This is a genomic window from Arthrobacter sp. Y3221114, from assembly GCF_059092625.1.
The window spans coordinates 211,627-226,613 of record NZ_JBNHHW010000001.1 but is presented as its reverse complement, the minus strand read 5'-3'; the positions used below and the strand labels follow the sequence as shown (position 1 = coordinate 226,613).

Here is a 14,987-nt window from a genome sequence, read left to right as displayed (position 1 = left end):
CGTCAGTGTGGTCGGTACGCCGCATGCCTGCGCCCGGTCGGTGGTCCGGGAGGTGCGTACTGATCGTTCGGCCCGCCCGTCAGGGTGGGACCGGCCCGCGGAACGAGTCTGTTCTGCGGTAGAGCGACGATAGCACGGCAGGCACCCCGCGACACAGGCTTTTCGGGTTTTTTACCGACCGCCTTCCGGATTGTTATCGGAGGCCCGGAACGCACGAAGCCGCCGGAACGTAGGGATGCTACGGTTCCGGCGGCTGCGCGGGGAAACTAGTTCCGGGGGCGGTTGTTGTCCGCCCGGGGCGGGTCGTTCTCGGCGGCGGCGTCGGCGGGCGCCGCAGGCTGCCCTGCTTCCTCGGCTGCCGGCGCTTCGTCCGGGGTGGGCTTTGTGTCCTTCGATCCCGGCTCAACGGCCGGCGCCGCCGGCGCCGCGCCCTGTGGGGCAGGCTCCCCGCCCTTCGGGTCGGGCGTCCCGGCAGGGGTTTCCCCCGTCTCCCCCGCGATCACGGAAGATCCGACTCCCGCGGCTCGCGCACCGCCGTCGTGCTTGGAGGCGTTCCCCTGCAGGACCGTTGCCTGCCCGGATTCCGCCGCCGCGGCGCCGGACGGCTCCCGGCCCGGCAGGTACAGGGAGTCGGTTTCCGCGGTGCGCGGGCGGCGGGACAGCACAACGAAGATCACGACGGCGGCGACCAGCAGCAGCAGCGACGTCCAGACGTTCAGCCGCTGGGTGATCCCGAAGAGCGTGACCATTTCGGCGTCGTCGATGCGCAGCATTTCGATCCAAACCCGGCCGAGGGTGTAGAACGCGACGTACAGCCAGAACAGCATGCCGCGGCGGAATTTGAAGCGCCTGTCCAAGAGCAGCAGCAGGGCCACCCCGGCCAGGTTCCACAGCGACTCGTAGAGGAAGGTGGGGTGGAACAAGGTCCCCGGTTCCGCGTCGGCCGGGAAGTTGGGGTTGTCGGCGTCGATCTCCAGCCCCCAGGGCAGCGTGGTGGGAGCGCCGAAGAGCTCCTGGTTGAACCAGTTGCCCCAGCGGCCGATCGCCTGGGCCAGGAGTACCCCTGGTGCAGCGGCATCCATGAAGGCCGGCAGCTTGAAGCCGGCCCGGCGGCAGCCAATCCAGGCACCGACCAGGCCGAGTGCCACGGCACCCCAGATTCCCAGCCCGCCGCGCCATATCTGCGGGATCAGGCCGAGGTCGCCGTTCGGCCCAAAGTAGGCATCGGGCGAGGAAAACACGTGGTACAGGCGGCCGCCGACAATGCCGAACGGGATGGCCCAGATGGCCACGTCCCAGATGAACTCCTCCGGCCCGCCGCGGGCCTTCCAACGGCGGTGCGTGAGCCAGATTGCCGCTACGATGCCCAGCAGGATGCACAGGGCATAGGCGTGGATGGTGAGCGGGCCGATGCTGAATCCGGACCAGCCGGGGCTGGGGATGGATGCCGGTACGGCCGTTGCAATAGTCGTGCTGTACACCAGGTGAGTCCTCTTGGCCGGAGTTTGCGGGTCGGGCGCGGCCGCGGCGGACCGCTGGCCACCGCTTATTCTGTCAGGCCCGGGCTGTGCCTTCGCTCAGCCGCGCCGCGAGCTTGCCGAGTGCCGGCACACCGGAGTTGCCGAGTTCGGCCACCAGCGCGGTGCCCACGATGGCGCCCTCGGCATACGCGCCGATCTCGCGCACGTGCTCGGGACTGGAAACCCCCAGGCCAACGCAGACCCGTTCGGCTCCGGCCTCATGCGCCGACCGGACCACACGCTCGGCGGCGCTGGACACACTCTCGCGGGCACCGGTGACGCCCATGATCGATACCGCGTAGACAAAACCGCGGCTGGCCTTGACCGTCATCGCCATCCGCTCCGGAGAGGACGACGGGGCGACCAGGAACACGCGGTCCAGCCCGTACTTGTCCGAAGCCTCGAACCATTCGGCCGCCTCGTCCGGAATCAGGTCCGGGGTGATGAGCCCGGCGCCGCCGGCCTCGGCCAACCGGCGGGAGAACTCGTCAACGCCCATCCGCATGACCGGATTCCAGTACGTCATCACCAGGACGGCGGCATCGCAGCGGGCGGTGATCCCGGCGACGATATCGAACACCTGGCTGACCCGGAAACCGTCCTTCAGCGCCTGGACCGTGGCGGCCTGGATGACCGCGCCGTCCATCACCGGATCCGAGTACGGGATGCCGATTTCAATGACATCGGCACCGTTCTCCGCCAGCGCGACGGCGGCGTCGATGGTGGTCTGGACGTCCGGGTATCCTGCGGGCAGATAGCCGACCAGTGCGGTCCGGCCGTCGGCCAGGGCCCTGTCGATGGCCGCGGCGGACTTGCTGACGGTGGCGGTGTTGTTCACAGCTGCTCTCCTTCGGAACCGATGCTTGCTTCGGGTGATTCCTCCGGAAGCAGGCCGAACCACTCGGCGGCGGTGGCGACATCCTTGTCGCCCCGGCCCGAAAGGCTGACGACGATGATGACGTCCTGCGGATTGTCCCGTCCCTCGGTCAGGCGCTTGCCCACCCGCAGCGCTCCGGCCAGGGCGTGCGACGATTCGATCGCCGGGATGATGCCCTCGGTGCGGCACAGCAGCCGGAACGCATCCATCGCTTCGCTGTCGGTGACCGGTTCGTAGCTGGCCCGGCCGATGTCCGACAGGTAGGAATGCTCCGGTCCGACGCCGGGGTAGTCCAGCCCGGCCGATATTGAATGCGACTCGATGGTCTGGCCGTCCTCATCCTGCATGAGGTAGGAGCGCGCGCCGTGCAGGACTCCGGGCCGGCCCAGCGTGATGGTGGCGGCATGGCGGCCGGTGTCGACGCCGTCGCCGCCGGCTTCAAAGCCGTACAGCGCGACGTTCCGGTCGTCCAGGAAGCCGTGGAAGATGCCGATGGCATTCGAACCGCCTCCAATGCAGGCGCAGACGGCGTCCGGCAGCCGGCCGGTCTGGTCCAGGATCTGGGCGCGGGCTTCCTCGCCGATGACTTCATGGAAGTAGCGGACGAGCGCCGGGAAGGGGTGGGCGCCGGCAGCGGTTCCGAGCAGGTAGTGGGTGTTGTGCACGTTGGCCACCCAGTCGCGCAGGGCTTCGTTGATGGCGTCCTTGAGCGTCTGCGACCCGGCGGTGACGGGCACGACGGTGGCTCCGAGCAGTTCCATCCGTGCCACGTTCAGGGCCTGTCGGCGGGTGTCTTCGGCGCCCATGTAGACCACGCATTCCATGCCGAGCAGCGCGGCGGCGGTGGCGCTGGCCACGCCGTGCTGGCCGGCACCGGTCTCCGCAATGATGCGGGTCTTGCCCATCCGCCGAGCCAGCAGCGCCTGTCCCAGCACATTGTTGATCTTGTGTGAGCCGGTGTGGTTCAGGTCCTCGCGCTTGAGGAAAATCCGGGCGCCGCCCGCATGCTGCGAGAAGCGCTTGGCTTCGGTCAGCAGCGAGGGCCGGCCCGAATAGTTCTTGTTCAGCTCGGCGACCTGGGCGGTGAATTCGGGATCCGCCTTGGCCTTTTCGAAGGTGTCTTCCAGTTCGTCCAGCGCAGCAATCAGGGATTCCGGCATCCACCGCCCGCCGAAGGCACCGAAGTAGGGGCCGGGGGCATGGCGGAGGCTGTCTCCGGCCAGGAAGGCATCGGCTTCCTGCATGTTTCCGGGCTCCGCCGGGGTATCGGGGCTCTGCGTCATGGCCGTCCTGTCTGTTACTGGAGGCAGGACGCGGAGCCGCAGATGGCCCCCGTCCGCCCCTCTAAGGATTCTTAAGTTGTGTGGCCCGCGGGCTCAGCGGCGCGCGGCAATGGCCTCGGCGCCCGCCGCGCCAAATTCGGCAACGGCCGCTTCCGGATCACCCGTGATGACCAGCGCTTCGCCCACAAGGACGGCGTTGGCGCCCTGGCTGGCGTAGTCACGCACATCGTCCGCTCCGCGGACTCCCGACTCGGCCACCACCACGGCACTGGAGGGAATCCGGCCTGCCAGCCCGGCGAACACCGAGCGGTCCACGTCGAGGGTCTTCAGGTTGCGGACATTCACGCCGATGATGCGTGCGTCGACGGCGACGGCCCGGTCGATCTCCTCGGCGGTATGGGTCTCCACCAAGGCCTCCATGCCCAGTTCGTGCGTCAGCGCCAGCAAGGCCTTCAGCCGGTCGTCGTCCAAGGCGGCGACGATCAGCAGCACCAGGTCCGCGCCGTGGGCGCGTGCCTCGAAGATCTGGTATTCATCGACGTTGAAGTCCTTGCGCAGCAGCGGCACGTCCACCGCGGCGCGCACGGCGTCGAAATCCGCCAGCGAGCCGTTGAACCGACGCTGCTCCGTCAACACGCTGATGACCGCAGCGCCGCCGCGTTCGTAACCGGCCGCCAGTTGGGCCGGGTCGCTGATGGATGCCAGGTCGCCTTTGGAGGGGCTCTTGCGCTTAACCTCGGCGATCACCTTGAGCGCGGTTCGCGGCGAATCGTTGCCGCCCAGGGCTGCGTAGGCATCACGCGGGGCCGGCGCGCCGGCCGCCAGCCGCTGGATCTGCGCCAAGGGAACCTGGGCGCGCCGGGACTCGAGGTCTTCGCGGACTCCAACGATGATGTCGTCGAGAACGGTCACGCTCAGTGTCCGCTGCCCTGGATCTTGCTGCCGTCCACGCCGTAGCCGACCTTCTTCATGATTCCGCCGACGATCAGGCCAATGAAGACGACCGCCATGCCGGCCCAGAAGACCAGGGACGAGGCCATGGCGAAACCGATGCCTGCCACGATGGAGCCCGCGATCATGATGAGCACGCAGGTCCAGGCGGCCGGGCTGTTCCCGTGGCCGATGACCTCGTCGTGGATGCTGCCTGCCGGGTCCGTCTTCATCGCGGTTTCGGTGGCGGTGGCCTGGTTGCCCATGGTGTATCTCCCTCTAAAAACGGTTCTGCTACTTCATTCTGCCATTGTTTGCGGGACCGGCAGGCCAGTGTGACACGGCTGCCGAATGCCCCGGTTCCCGGTGCCGGCCGCTGGCGGCGGTTCAGTCCGTCGGGTCCTTGCCCCGGCTGAGCTGGTCCCAGCTGTCGATTTCGTCGACGCTGCCGGCCCTGTCCGATGGCATGCCGTCGGCCTGCCGCTCGGTCGCCGGCACATACTTCTTCGACGCGGCCCAGGACCGTCCGGCCACCATCAGCCAGACAGCCGCCAGCAAAAGCAGGACACCGGCAACGGCCCCCAGGTACGGGAAAACCGTGATGTCGACGGCGGCCTCTCCCCCGATCTGCCCGGTCGCCTCGCCGATGGCCGCCGAAGCCGCCCCGGCCGGGTTGGCGACCACGGTGAAGCTGGCGGCGGCGATGCCGATGCCGGCCGCCGCCAGGAGCACGGCGATCACGATGCGGGCGATCCGGCCGGCGATGGAAGCGGCCAACGCGGCGGCCAGTGCCACCAGTGCCAGGGCTGTCACGGCGGTGGCGGCATCGCTGCCAGCCACGCTCACGTCGGGGGTCTGCACCCGGGTTCCCGGGAACCGGGCCGTGAGCCAGGTTTGCGTCGTGGTGCCAAAGGCGGCCAACGAGATCACGATGGCGGCAAGCACCACGGTGCCCTTGCGCTGCCAACGCGCGGGGGACGGCCGCCGCTCCGGTTCCGTGTCCCGCGCCGGGGAGGTGTTCTCGTCGCTCATTGCTGCCCCTTGACCGGTACGTGTGCCGGATTAGCCCGATGGAGCCTCGCCGCCAGGGTCACTGCCCGCAGCGGCGCCGCCGCCTTGTTCACGGTTTCCAACGCCTCGGCCTCCGGCTGCGAGTCGGCCACTATCCCGCCCCCGGACTGGACGTAGGCAACGCCGCCGCGCAGCAGCGCCGAGCGGATGGCGATGGCCATGTCCATGTCCCCGGCAAAGTCTAGGTAGCCCACAACGCCGCCGTAAATGCCCCGGCGGTGCGGTTCCAGTTCGTCCAACAGCTTCAGGGCGCGGGGTTTGGGTGCGCCGGAGAGCGTACCTGCCGGGAACGTCGCGGCCAGCACGTCGTAGGCGGTCTTATCCGGAGACAGCCGGCCAACCACGGTGGAGACCAGATGCATGATGTGGCTGAACTTCTCCACCTCCATGAACTGCGTGACGTCGACGCTGCCTGGTTTGCAGACCTTGGAGATGTCGTTGCGGGCCAGGTCCACCAGCATCAGGTGCTCGGCGCGTTCCTTTTTGTCCGCCAGCAACTCCTCGGCCAGTTCCTTGTCATGCTCCACGCTGTGCCCGCGGGGCCTGGAGCCGGCGATCGGGTGCGTAATGACCTCGTCGCCGGTCACCGTGACCAGCGCCTCCGGGGAGGATCCCACGATCGAGTAGCCCACGCCGTCGGAATCTTCCAGGCTGAACAGGTACATGTAGGGGCTGGGATTGAGGTTCCGCAGCACGCGGTAGACGTCGAGCGCCTCGGCTGAGCATTCGGCCTCGAACCGGCGCGAGATCACGACTTGGAACACTTCGCCGTCGACGATTGCTTCCTTGCCGCGCTCCACGGCGGCCAGGTACTTCTCACGGGCCCAGCGGTGGGTGACGCTGTTCATCAGGTCCGCGGTTTCCAGCGCGGCGTCTTCCAGCACCGACACCTGCTGCGCCAGCGGTTCAGCGAGTTGGGCCAGCAGGTGCTTGGCGCGTTTGACGGCGTCCAGCCACGCCTCGTCCACGCGCTCGTCGCGGTTGTCGAAGTTGATGGCATTGGCGATCAACGTGACTGTGCCCTCGGCGTTGTCGTGCACGGCCAGATCGGTGACCAGGTTCATGGCCAGCTCGGGCAGGTTCAGGTCGTCTTCGGGCGGGGACGTCAGCTTCTCCCAGTGCCGCACGGCCTCCCAGCCGACGAAGCCCACCAAGCCGGAAGTCAACGGCGGCAGCGAATCGAACCGTTCGGTCCGCAGCGCCTCCACGGTCGCGCGCAGCGCCTCCACCGGGTTGCCCGCGCGCGGAACGCCCACCGGCGGCTCCCCCAGCCAGTGCGCCTGTCCGTCCCTGGTCGTCAGCGTGGCCCGCGAGTTGGCGCCGATGAAGGAATAGCGGGACCAGACTCCGCCGACGGCGGCCGACTCCAGCAGGAAGGTTCCCGGCCGGGAATCCGCCAGCTTGCGGTAAATGGAAATGGGAGTCTGGTCATCGGCGAGCACCTTGATGGAGACCGGGATGACCCTGCGGTCGCGCGCAAGCGCGCGGAATTCCTCCAGGCTGGGGCTGATGACGCCAAGGTCCTGCATGCGTTATCTGTCTTTCGCTTCAGTGGCTGATACTGCGGTGGTCGTGGGTTCCGTTCAGGTGACGGACGCTCCTGCGTCGCCGCCCGGTTCGGCGCCGTGGCCGGCGACAGCGTCGAGGCCGCGGCCGTCAAAGCAGGTGCGGGTGCCGGTGTGGCAGGCGGCGCCGACCTGGTCCACCCGGACCAGCAGGGCGTCGCCGTCGCAGTCCAGGGCAACGGACTTCACGTACTGCACGTGGCCGGAGGTGTCGCCCTTGCGCCAGTATTCCCGGCGCGAGCGCGAATAGAAGGTCACGCGGCCGCTGGTCAAGGTGCGGTGCAGCGCCTCGTCGTCCATCCAGCCCAGCATCAGCACCTCGCCGGAATCGAACTGCTGGACGACCGCGGCCACCAGGCCGGCGGAGTCGCGCTTGAGCCGCCCGGCAACGGCGGGGTCAAGGGCCGTAGCGCCGGCAGCGGACGGCATTGTATTCGGGGAACCAGACTCGGAAGGCATCGCTACAAGTCTAGTGCCAAGTCCCGACGGCTCCCGCCCGCGCCAGGACGGCGGGCACGGACCCATTTACCGGCCCGCGGGCGCCTTCTTCGTGCTAGGTTCATGGTGATGCATTTCGTAGATCCGTCCCGTGAAGTCCTGGCCGAGACCTTGCTGGCTGCCGGGCCGGATTCGCCCACCCTGTGCGAGGGGTGGAGGACAGCAGAACTGGCCGCCCACCTGTACATCCGGGAGCACCGTGTGGGTGCCGCCCTCGGCCTGGCCTTCAAGCCCCTCTCCAGGGTCTCGGACCAGGCCACCCGGAAGGTGGCGGACAAAGCCCGGGAACCGGCCGGCTATGCCAGGCTGGTGGAAGCCTTCCGCGCCGGACCACCGGCCCTGTCCCCGTTCCGGGTGCCCGGGGTGGACAGGGTTGCCAATCTGGTGGAGTTCTTCGTCCACACCGAAGACGTCCGGCGGGCTACCGATCGTTGGGCACCGCGGGCGCTGGACGAGGACTATTCGTCGGCGCTGTGGGACGAACTCATCAGGCGCGCGGCCCTGCTGTACCGCGGAGTGGACCTGGGCATCGTGCTGGTGCGTCCGGACGGTCCGCGGCACGTGGCCAAACGCGCGCCCGTCTCGGTGGCGATCGTCGGAGAACCGGGCGAACTGCTGATGCATGCGTCCGGCCGGGCGAAGCATGCCCTGGTCACCTTCGAGGGCCAGGACGATGCCGTGGCCCTGCTGGACAGCGCCGAAATCGGCCTCTGAGCTTCCGCTTCCCGGCTCCGGGACTCAACGGACCGGGTAGCCCGCGTCCCGGATCGCCTGCTTGACCTGGGCGATGGCGTCGTCGGGCCCGAAGTGGAAGACCGATGCGGCCAGCACCGCGTCGGCCCCCGCGGCGACGGCCGGCGGGAAATGCGCGGGCTTGCCGGCGCCGCCGGAAGCAATCAGCGGGACCTTCACCGCGGCCCGTACCGCCCGGATCATTTCCAGGTCGAACCCGTCCTTGGTCCCGTCGGCATCGATGGAGTTGAGCAGCAGCTCCCCCACTCCGCGGTCGGCCGCTTCGCGTGCCCACTGCACCGCGTCGATCCCGGTCCCCTTGCGGCCGCCGTGCGTGGTGACTTCGAATCCGGAAGCCACCGAGGGGTCCTCGGTCCGGCGTGCGTCCAGCGAGAGCACCAGCACCTGGGAGCCAAAATGGCGGGTGATCTCGTCGATCACATCGGGCCGGGCGACCGCGGCGGTATTGATGGCGGCTTTATCCGCCCCGTAACGCAGCAGTTTGTCGACGTCGGCGACCTCGCGCACGCCGCCGCCCACGGTCAGCGGGATGAAGACTTCCTCGGCGGTGCGGGCCACGACGTCGAACGTCGTTTCGCGGTTGCCGGAGGAGGCGGTGACGTCCAGGAAGGTCAGCTCGTCGGCTCCGGCCCGGTCGTAACGGTGCGCCAATTCCACCGGGTCACCGGCGTCGCGCAGGCCCTCGAAATTAATCCCCTTGACCACGCGTCCGGCGTCGACGTCCAGGCAGGGGATCACACGGATGGCAACAGTCATGGCTTACTCCAGGGCGGTCAGATGCGGCAGGCGTGGATGGTGCTGACCAGGATGGCCCGTGCGCCGAGGTCGTAGAGCTCGTCCATGATGCGGTTGGTCTGCGTGCGGCGGACCATCGAGCGGACGGCCACCCAGCCGGTATCGCGCAGCGGCGAGATGGTGGGTGACTCCAGCCCCGGGGTCAGCGCCGCGGCGGCGTCCACGAGGTCCTTGCGGATGTCGTAGTCCATCATGACGTACTCGCGGGCAACAATGACGCCGCGCAGCCGGCGCATCAGCACGTCCAGTCCGTTGGGCGAGGTCTCGCCCGCGCGGCCGATCAACACGGCCTCGGACTTCAGGATGGGATCGCCGAAGATCTCCATGCCGGCGGCCCGGAGCGTGTTGCCGGTCTCCACGACGTCGGCGATCGCGTCGGCCACGCCGAGGCGCACGGAGGATTCGACCGCGCCGTCCAGCCGGACGACGGAGGCGTCGATGCCGTGCTCCGCCAGGTAGCTGCGCAGCAGCCCGTCATAGCTGGTGGCCAGGCGCTTGCCGTTCAGTTGCCCGGCGCTGCTGAACTCGCCGACCGGGCCGGCGAACCGGAACGTGGACGCCGCGAAGCCCAGGTTCATCAGCTCGACGGCTTCCACCTGTGCATCCAGGAACAGGTCACGGCCGGTGATGCCGACGTCCAGGGTGCCGGCGCCTACGTAGACGGCGATGTCGCGCGGACGCAGGAAGAAGAACTCAATATCGTTGTCCGCATCGGTCATGACCAGTTCGCGGCTGTCGCGGCGCTGGAGATAGCCCGCCTCGCCCAGCATGGCGGAGGCGGCTTCGGACAGGGAGCCTTTGTTGGGAACAGCTACACGCAGCATGTGGAGTCTTTCTGGAATCGTCGCGGCCGCAGCAGGGCCGCGCAAGTGTGGAATCGGCCTGGGTCTGGGCGGGGCGCCGGCTCGGGCGGCGTCCCGCTACAGATGCTTGTAGACGTCTTCCAGCCGCAGGCCCTTGGCGATCATCAGGACCTGCAGGTGGTAGAGCAGCTGGGAGATCTCCTCGGCGGCTGCTTCGTCGGATTCGTGTTCGGCTGCCATCCAGACTTCGGCGGCCTCTTCGACGACCTTCTTCCCGATTCCGTGGATGCCGGAATCCAGCTCGGCTACCGTACGGGAGCCCTCCGGGCGCCGCTGCGCCTTTTCGCTCAGTTCCGCAAACAGGGATTCGAAGGATTTCACGCCCTTTAGACTACGTCAGGAGCGCATGGGCGCGGCAAACCGCCGTTCCCATTGTGACGAATGCCTCCGGCGCCGCCCGGCGGTCCGGTCAGGCGCGGCGCCGCGCGGCGGTCCGACGTCAGACGCCGCGCCGCCCGACGGTCCGGCCTCAGACGCCGAGGCCTCGGAGCGTGGCCGCGGTCGCCAGGGCGGCGGTAACCGCTTCGTGGCCCTTGTCCTCGCTGGAGCCCGCCAAGCCGGCTCGGTCCAGGCCTTGTTGCTCCGTGTCGCAGGTGAGCACCCCGAAGCCCACCGGCTTCCCGGTCTGCACGCTGACGCTCGTCAGGCCCTCGGTGGCGGCCTGGCAGACGTACTCGAAGTGCGGAGTTCCGCCGCGGATCACGACGCCGAGCGCAACCACGGCGTCATAGTGCGGTGCCAGCCGGGCGGCGGCGACGGGCAGCTCGAAGGCACCGGGCACCCGGACCAGGGCCGGTTCCCCGATCCCTGCCTCCGTTGCCGCCCGCAGCGCGCCGTCGACCAGCCCGTCCATGATCTCGGTGTGCCAACTGGCGGCCACTATCGCGAGCCTTAGGGCGCCGGTCTCCGCCTGCAGGCCGGTGATGTCGATGGTGGGTGCTCCGTGTCCGCTCATGTTCTTCCCTCGTGAAACTCTCGTCGGTGGTTAGTCGGTGGTTAATGGTGGATGCTTGCCGGGCGCAGGCGTCAGCTCTGCTGCACCGGTGTTGTCTGCAGGACGGCCAGCCGGTGGTCCATGCGGTCCCGCTTGGTCTCCAGGTAGCGGCGGTTCTGCTCCCGGAAGGGAACTTCGGCGGCCACCATCTCGACCACGTCGATTCCCAGCGCCACCAGCATGCTGCTCTTGGCCGGATTGTTGCTCAGCAGCCGGATGGCGCCGATGCCCATCGCCTGCAGGATGGCGGCAGCGGCAGAGTAATCCCGCGCGTCCACGGGCAGGCCCAGCTGCTCATTGGCCTCCACCGTATCCGCGCCGGCTTCCTGCAGCGCATAGGCCCGCATCTTGTTGGCCAGCCCGATGCCGCGCCCCTCTTGCCCGCGCAGGTACAGGACCGTCCCGCCGTGCTCGCCGATCATGGCCAGCGCCTGTTCCAATTGCTCGCCGCAGTCGCAGCGGTAGGAGGCGAACACATCGCCGGTCAGGCATTCGGAGTGCAGCCGGACCAGCGGTGCAGCCGCCGGCCGGACCTGGGAGGTGATGCTCAGGTGCTCCACGCCGGTGGCGGCGTCGGTCCAGGCCTGGGCCGTGAAGCTGCCGAAGGCGGTGGGCAGCTGGACCGCGGGCCCGCCCTCGACCGTGGCGGCAGGAGTCTTTTCGCGGATGTCCTTACCGTCCATGGTTCGCCGCCTTCGGCAGGCCGGCGGTGTCCGGGCGCCCGGCCAGGTGGTTCGCGAGGTCCTCGATCGACACCAGCGGGCAGCCGTGCTCGTCGGCAAAAGCACGCAGCGCCGGCAATCGCATCATGTCCCCTTCATCGTGCACGAGTTCGGCGATCACGCCCACCGGGGCCCGCCCGCCCAACCGGCACAGGTCCACGGCCGCTTCGGTATGTCCGCGCCGCGCGAGCACGCCGCCGTCGACCGCCCGCAGCGGGAAGACATGGCCGGGCCGGGTCAGGTCGGCGGCGGTGCTGTCCGCTGCCGCGAGCACCGCGGCGGTGCGCGCACGGTCCGCGGAACTGATGCCGGTGGTCACGCCGTCGGCGGCGTCGCAGGACACCGTGTAGGCCGTCCCCTTGGCGTCCTGGTTGACCTCGACCATGGGCGGCAGCCCCAGCTCGTCGGCCCGGGCAGCCGGCAGGGGCACGCAGATGACGCCCGAGGTATAGCGGATGGTCCAGCCCATCAGTTCAGGGGTGGCGGCGTCGGCGGCGAAGATGATGTCGCCTTCGTTTTCCCGGTCCTCGTCATCAACGACGACGACGGGGCGGCCGGCGGCGACCGCCGCCACCGCGGCTTCGATCGTGTCGAGCGCGATCCGCGGCTCCACCGCGGCGCTCATGCCCTGGCTCCGGTGGTGAACGCCAGGAGCCGCTCGGCGTACTTGGCGAGGACGTCCACTTCCAGGTTGACACTGTCTCCGGGCTGCTTCGCTCCCAGCCCGGTGTCGGCCAGCGTGGTGGGAATCAGGCCGACCTCGAAGAACTGGGTCGCGGCACCGGCGTCGCTGACGTTCGTGACCGTCAACGAGACGCCGTCGACGGCAATGGATCCCTTCTCCGCGATGTAACGGGCCAGCTCCACGGGAACGGTGAAACGCAGCCGCTCCCAGTCGCCCAGGTTCTCGCGTTCGGCCAGCGTGCCGACCCCGTCCACATGCCCCTGGACCACGTGGCCGTCCAGCCGTCCGCCGGCCGGGACGCAGCGTTCCAGGTTGACTGTCTGCCCCGGCTGCAGCGATCCGGTGGTGGTGCGCGTGAGGGTCTCCCCCATCACGTCCACGCTGACCCGGCTGCCTTCCAGCGCGACTGCGGTCAGGCACACGCCGTTGACGGCGATGGACCCGCCGAGTCCGAGGCCGGCGGCCGTTCCGGGTGCGGTGAAGGTCAGCACAGCACTGTCGGTGGCTGGACTCAGGTCCAGCGATTCAACGCGTCCTTGTTCCGCGATGATTCCGGTAAACATTCATTTGCCTTTCTGGATGCCGTGGGACGGCAGGGGTTCTAGGTGCAGGCGCAGATCCGCGCCCAAGGTTCGGGTGCTGCCGCCGGCCGTGTCCCAACGCCAGCGGCCGGCCTCCGCCAGTGTCCCGATGCCGAGATCGGCTACGGCACGCGTGCCGGCGCCGAGCATCAGGGGTGCCAGGTAGAGCACGAGTTCGTCGACCAGGTCGGCGCGCAGGAAAGCCGAGGCGACGGTGGCTCCGCCCTCGATCATGGCGTGGCCGACGCCGCGCCGTGCCAGTTCGGCCAAGACTTCGGCCGGGTCGTGGGTGGCCAGTTGCAGGAAGCGGCCATCGGTGCCGCGGACGGCGGCGTCTGCAGGGACCTTCCGGCGCCCCATCACCACGCGCAGCGGCTGGCCGGGGGTATCGTGTCCGGCCTGATCGCGGGCGGTGAGCCGCGGGTTGTCGGCGGCGATGGTTCCGTTGCCGGCGATGATGGCGTCCGCGCGGGAGCGGATGCCGTGGCTGTCCGCCCGGGCCTCCTCCCCCGTGATCCACTGGCTGGTGCCGTCCGCAGCGGCAATCAGCCCGTCCACCGTCTGCGCGACGTGCAGCGTGGTGAACGGCCGGGCTTCCCGCCGGGACTGGACCCAGCGATGGTTCAGGTCCAGCGCCTGCTCGCGCAACAGCCCCGTGCGCACGGCGACGCCGGCCTCGGCCAGCCGCTGCGCCCCGCCGGCGGCCACCTCGGTGGGGTCGGCCGTGGCGTAGACCAGCGAACGGATGCCCGCGTCCAGGATGGCACCTGAGCAGGGGCCGGTGCGGCCGCGGTGGTTGCACGGTTCCAGGGTGACCAGCATGGTGCAGTCCGCCAGGTCCGCGGCGCGCTCCGGGGACACGTTCGCCAGCGCATCGACTTCGGCGTGGGGTGTGCCGGCGCCCCGGTGGTACCCGATGCTGACCACTTCGCCCCGCGGGTCGATGATGACGGCGCCCACGAGGGGGTTTGCTCCGCGCACGCCCTGCCGCGCGGCGTCCAGCGCCAGCTCCATGGCGCGCTGCTCCGCCGTCGAAAAATTGCGGGCCGTGCCAACCGCCGCCTGGCCCGTCACGCCTGCACCTGATCATCGGCGGGGCGCCCGATCCGCGGATCGGGATGCAAAGTTTCGACCCCGGGCTTGGCCTGTGCGTTGGCACGCCACCAGACGAAGAATCCAACCAGCGTGAATCCGCCGTAGAAGAGGTACATGAAGGCGCTGGCGTAGTAGCCGGCGCTGAACAGCAGCGGTACACCCACGATGTCCACCGCCACCCAGATCAGCCAGAACTCGACCCAACCGCGGGCCATGCCGTAGGTGGCCAGCAACGAACCGACGAAGGTCCAGGCGTCCGCCCAGACCGGCTCGTAGGAGCCGAGGGCCGCGAACACCGGGGTCAGGGCGACGGTGCCCAGGAGCAAGGCGGCGACCAGGCCGAGGCGCGCCTTGCCGCTGGCCCACTGCGGTGTGATGGCGTGGCCGTCGCCGCTGCGTGCGGAGCGCCAGCGCCTCCAGCCGTACACGGCCACGGCGATGAACATGACCTGCCGTCCGGCCTGGCCCAGCAGGTTGGCGGTATTGGCGGACCCGAAGAGCGATCCGAGGAAGACGGTCAGCAGCAGCACGTTGCCGACGATCCCGATGGGCCAGGCCCACACCTTCCGGCGCATACCGCCGAGCGCGCTGAGCAGGCCGAAGACGTTGCCCAGAACTTCGCGCAGCAGCAGGGCGCTGCCGGCTACGGGAATCTGGGCTTCAAAGAGCCACCGCAGAAAATCCATGCCGTTCCTTTCGAGCCGCGGCGGCTCCGGGGAACGACAGAGCGGAAGATCCGGGGCTTTACGGGATAA

At 69.0% G+C, this 14,987-nt stretch carries 18 protein-coding genes; 1 reads left to right on the top strand and 17 read right to left on the bottom strand.

All coding sequences use genetic code 11. From position 1 onward, the window contains the following. Positions 1-266: 266 nt before the first annotated feature. The 8 genes from lgt to hisI all read right to left on the bottom strand — a co-directional run bounded on the left by lgt (position 267) and on the right by hisI (position 7,675). Positions 267-1,481: a prolipoprotein diacylglyceryl transferase gene (gene lgt, locus AC5RV3_RS01050; RefSeq protein ID WP_494120583.1), complete on the bottom strand. Its 1,215-nt coding sequence runs from the start codon at positions 1,479-1,481 to the stop codon at positions 267-269. A gap of 73 nt (positions 1,482-1,554) precedes the next feature. Beyond that, on the bottom strand, positions 1,555-2,358 hold the full coding sequence (gene trpA, locus AC5RV3_RS01045; protein WP_494120582.1) for a tryptophan synthase subunit alpha: 804 nt from the start codon (positions 2,356-2,358) through the stop codon (positions 1,555-1,557). After that, complete coding sequence (gene trpB, locus AC5RV3_RS01040) at positions 2,355-3,680, bottom strand: tryptophan synthase subunit beta (protein WP_494120581.1); 1,326 nt, start codon at positions 3,678-3,680, stop codon at positions 2,355-2,357. Before trpB ends, trpA begins: the two co-directional genes overlap by 4 nt. A gap of 93 nt (positions 3,681-3,773) precedes the next feature. Beyond that, complete coding sequence (gene trpC / locus AC5RV3_RS01035) at positions 3,774-4,592, bottom strand: indole-3-glycerol phosphate synthase TrpC (RefSeq protein ID WP_494120580.1); 819 nt, start codon at positions 4,590-4,592, stop codon at positions 3,774-3,776. A 2-nt stretch (positions 4,593-4,594) separates the two neighbouring features. Further along, positions 4,595-4,876: an HGxxPAAW family protein gene (locus AC5RV3_RS01030; RefSeq protein ID WP_494120579.1), complete on the bottom strand. Its 282-nt coding sequence runs from the start codon at positions 4,874-4,876 to the stop codon at positions 4,595-4,597. 121 nt (positions 4,877-4,997) lie between these two features. After that, positions 4,998-5,642, bottom strand: coding sequence for a Trp biosynthesis-associated membrane protein (locus AC5RV3_RS01025; RefSeq protein ID WP_494120578.1), 645 nt, complete (start codon positions 5,640-5,642; stop codon positions 4,998-5,000). Then, complete coding sequence (locus AC5RV3_RS01020; RefSeq protein ID WP_494120577.1) at positions 5,639-7,210, bottom strand: anthranilate synthase component I; 1,572 nt, start codon at positions 7,208-7,210, stop codon at positions 5,639-5,641. Before AC5RV3_RS01020 ends, AC5RV3_RS01025 begins: the two co-directional genes overlap by 4 nt. A 54-nt stretch (positions 7,211-7,264) precedes the next feature. Next, complete coding sequence (gene hisI, locus AC5RV3_RS01015; RefSeq protein ID WP_494120999.1) at positions 7,265-7,675, bottom strand: phosphoribosyl-AMP cyclohydrolase; 411 nt, start codon at positions 7,673-7,675, stop codon at positions 7,265-7,267. Between the two features lie 138 nt (positions 7,676-7,813). Here hisI and AC5RV3_RS01010 point away from each other — a divergent pair, with 138 nt between their 5' ends. Then, entirely contained in the window at positions 7,814-8,458 is a 645-nt protein-coding gene (locus AC5RV3_RS01010) for a TIGR03085 family metal-binding protein (protein WP_494120576.1), read from the top strand. Positions 8,459-8,482: 24 nt separating this feature from the next. On the opposite strand, the gene hisF is transcribed toward AC5RV3_RS01010, so the two are convergent. From hisF to pnuC, 9 genes are all read right to left on the bottom strand, one after another. Next, positions 8,483-9,253: an imidazole glycerol phosphate synthase subunit HisF gene (gene hisF / locus AC5RV3_RS01005; RefSeq protein WP_494112553.1), complete on the bottom strand. Its 771-nt coding sequence runs from the start codon at positions 9,251-9,253 to the stop codon at positions 8,483-8,485. A 17-nt stretch (positions 9,254-9,270) separates the two neighbouring features. Further along, positions 9,271-10,116 (bottom strand): ATP phosphoribosyltransferase, encoded by an 846-nt coding sequence (hisG, locus tag AC5RV3_RS01000; protein WP_494112554.1) that lies wholly within the window; start codon positions 10,114-10,116, stop codon positions 9,271-9,273. 96 nt (positions 10,117-10,212) lie between these two features. Beyond that, on the bottom strand, positions 10,213-10,476 hold the full coding sequence (locus AC5RV3_RS00995) for a phosphoribosyl-ATP diphosphatase (protein WP_493987366.1): 264 nt from the start codon (positions 10,474-10,476) through the stop codon (positions 10,213-10,215). A gap of 148 nt (positions 10,477-10,624) precedes the next feature. Next, positions 10,625-11,110: a 6,7-dimethyl-8-ribityllumazine synthase gene (gene ribH / locus AC5RV3_RS00990; protein ID WP_494108758.1), complete on the bottom strand. Its 486-nt coding sequence runs from the start codon at positions 11,108-11,110 to the stop codon at positions 10,625-10,627. Positions 11,111-11,181: 71 nt separating this feature from the next. After that, the gene (gene ribA / locus AC5RV3_RS00985) at positions 11,182-11,832 is read right to left on the bottom strand and encodes a GTP cyclohydrolase II (RefSeq protein ID WP_494112556.1); all 651 of its coding nucleotides are present in this window, start codon (positions 11,830-11,832) and stop codon (positions 11,182-11,184) included. Beyond that, a complete protein-coding gene (ribB, locus tag AC5RV3_RS00980; protein ID WP_494112557.1) occupies positions 11,822-12,496 on the bottom strand; it encodes a 3,4-dihydroxy-2-butanone-4-phosphate synthase in 675 nt (224 codons plus the stop codon). The genes ribA and ribB overlap by 11 nt, the downstream gene beginning before the upstream one ends. Beyond that, the gene (locus tag AC5RV3_RS00975) at positions 12,493-13,119 is read right to left on the bottom strand and encodes a riboflavin synthase (RefSeq protein ID WP_494120575.1); all 627 of its coding nucleotides are present in this window, start codon (positions 13,117-13,119) and stop codon (positions 12,493-12,495) included. Before AC5RV3_RS00975 ends, ribB begins: the two co-directional genes overlap by 4 nt. After that, positions 13,120-14,211 carry a bifunctional diaminohydroxyphosphoribosylaminopyrimidine deaminase/5-amino-6-(5-phosphoribosylamino)uracil reductase RibD gene (gene ribD, locus AC5RV3_RS00970; protein ID WP_494120574.1) on the bottom strand — a complete coding sequence of 364 codons (1,092 nt, stop codon included), beginning with the start codon at positions 14,209-14,211 and terminating at the stop codon, positions 13,120-13,122. It lies immediately after the preceding gene. Continuing rightward, entirely contained in the window at positions 14,208-14,918 is a 711-nt protein-coding gene (gene pnuC / locus AC5RV3_RS00965; RefSeq protein ID WP_494120573.1) for a nicotinamide riboside transporter PnuC, read from the bottom strand. Before pnuC ends, ribD begins: the two co-directional genes overlap by 4 nt. Positions 14,919-14,987: the final 69 nt, after the last annotated feature.

Coding starts and splice junctions, on each gene's coding strand:
- trpB (WP_494120581.1), bottom strand. CDS start 3,680: ATGACGCAGAGCCCCGATACCCCGGCGGAGCCCGGAAACATGCAGGAA.
- AC5RV3_RS01030 (WP_494120579.1), bottom strand. CDS start 4,876: ATGGGCAACCAGGCCACCGCCACCGAAACCGCGATGAAGACGGACCCG.
- AC5RV3_RS01025 (WP_494120578.1), bottom strand. CDS start 5,642: ATGAGCGACGAGAACACCTCCCCGGCGCGGGACACGGAACCGGAGCGG.
- AC5RV3_RS01020 (WP_494120577.1), bottom strand. CDS start 7,210: ATGCAGGACCTTGGCGTCATCAGCCCCAGCCTGGAGGAATTCCGCGCG.
- hisI (WP_494120999.1), bottom strand. CDS start 7,675: ATGCCGTCCGCTGCCGGCGCTACGGCCCTTGACCCCGCCGTTGCCGGG.
- AC5RV3_RS01010 (WP_494120576.1), top strand. CDS start 7,814: ATGCATTTCGTAGATCCGTCCCGTGAAGTCCTGGCCGAGACCTTGCTG.
- hisF (WP_494112553.1), bottom strand. CDS start 9,253: ATGACTGTTGCCATCCGTGTGATCCCCTGCCTGGACGTCGACGCCGGA.
- hisG (WP_494112554.1), bottom strand. CDS start 10,116: ATGCTGCGTGTAGCTGTTCCCAACAAAGGCTCCCTGTCCGAAGCCGCC.
- ribH (WP_494108758.1), bottom strand. CDS start 11,110: ATGAGCGGACACGGAGCACCCACCATCGACATCACCGGCCTGCAGGCG.
- ribA (WP_494112556.1), bottom strand. CDS start 11,832: ATGGACGGTAAGGACATCCGCGAAAAGACTCCTGCCGCCACGGTCGAG.
- ribB (WP_494112557.1), bottom strand. CDS start 12,496: ATGAGCGCCGCGGTGGAGCCGCGGATCGCGCTCGACACGATCGAAGCC.
- AC5RV3_RS00975 (WP_494120575.1), bottom strand. CDS start 13,119: ATGTTTACCGGAATCATCGCGGAACAAGGACGCGTTGAATCGCTGGAC.
- pnuC (WP_494120573.1), bottom strand. CDS start 14,918: ATGGATTTTCTGCGGTGGCTCTTTGAAGCCCAGATTCCCGTAGCCGGC.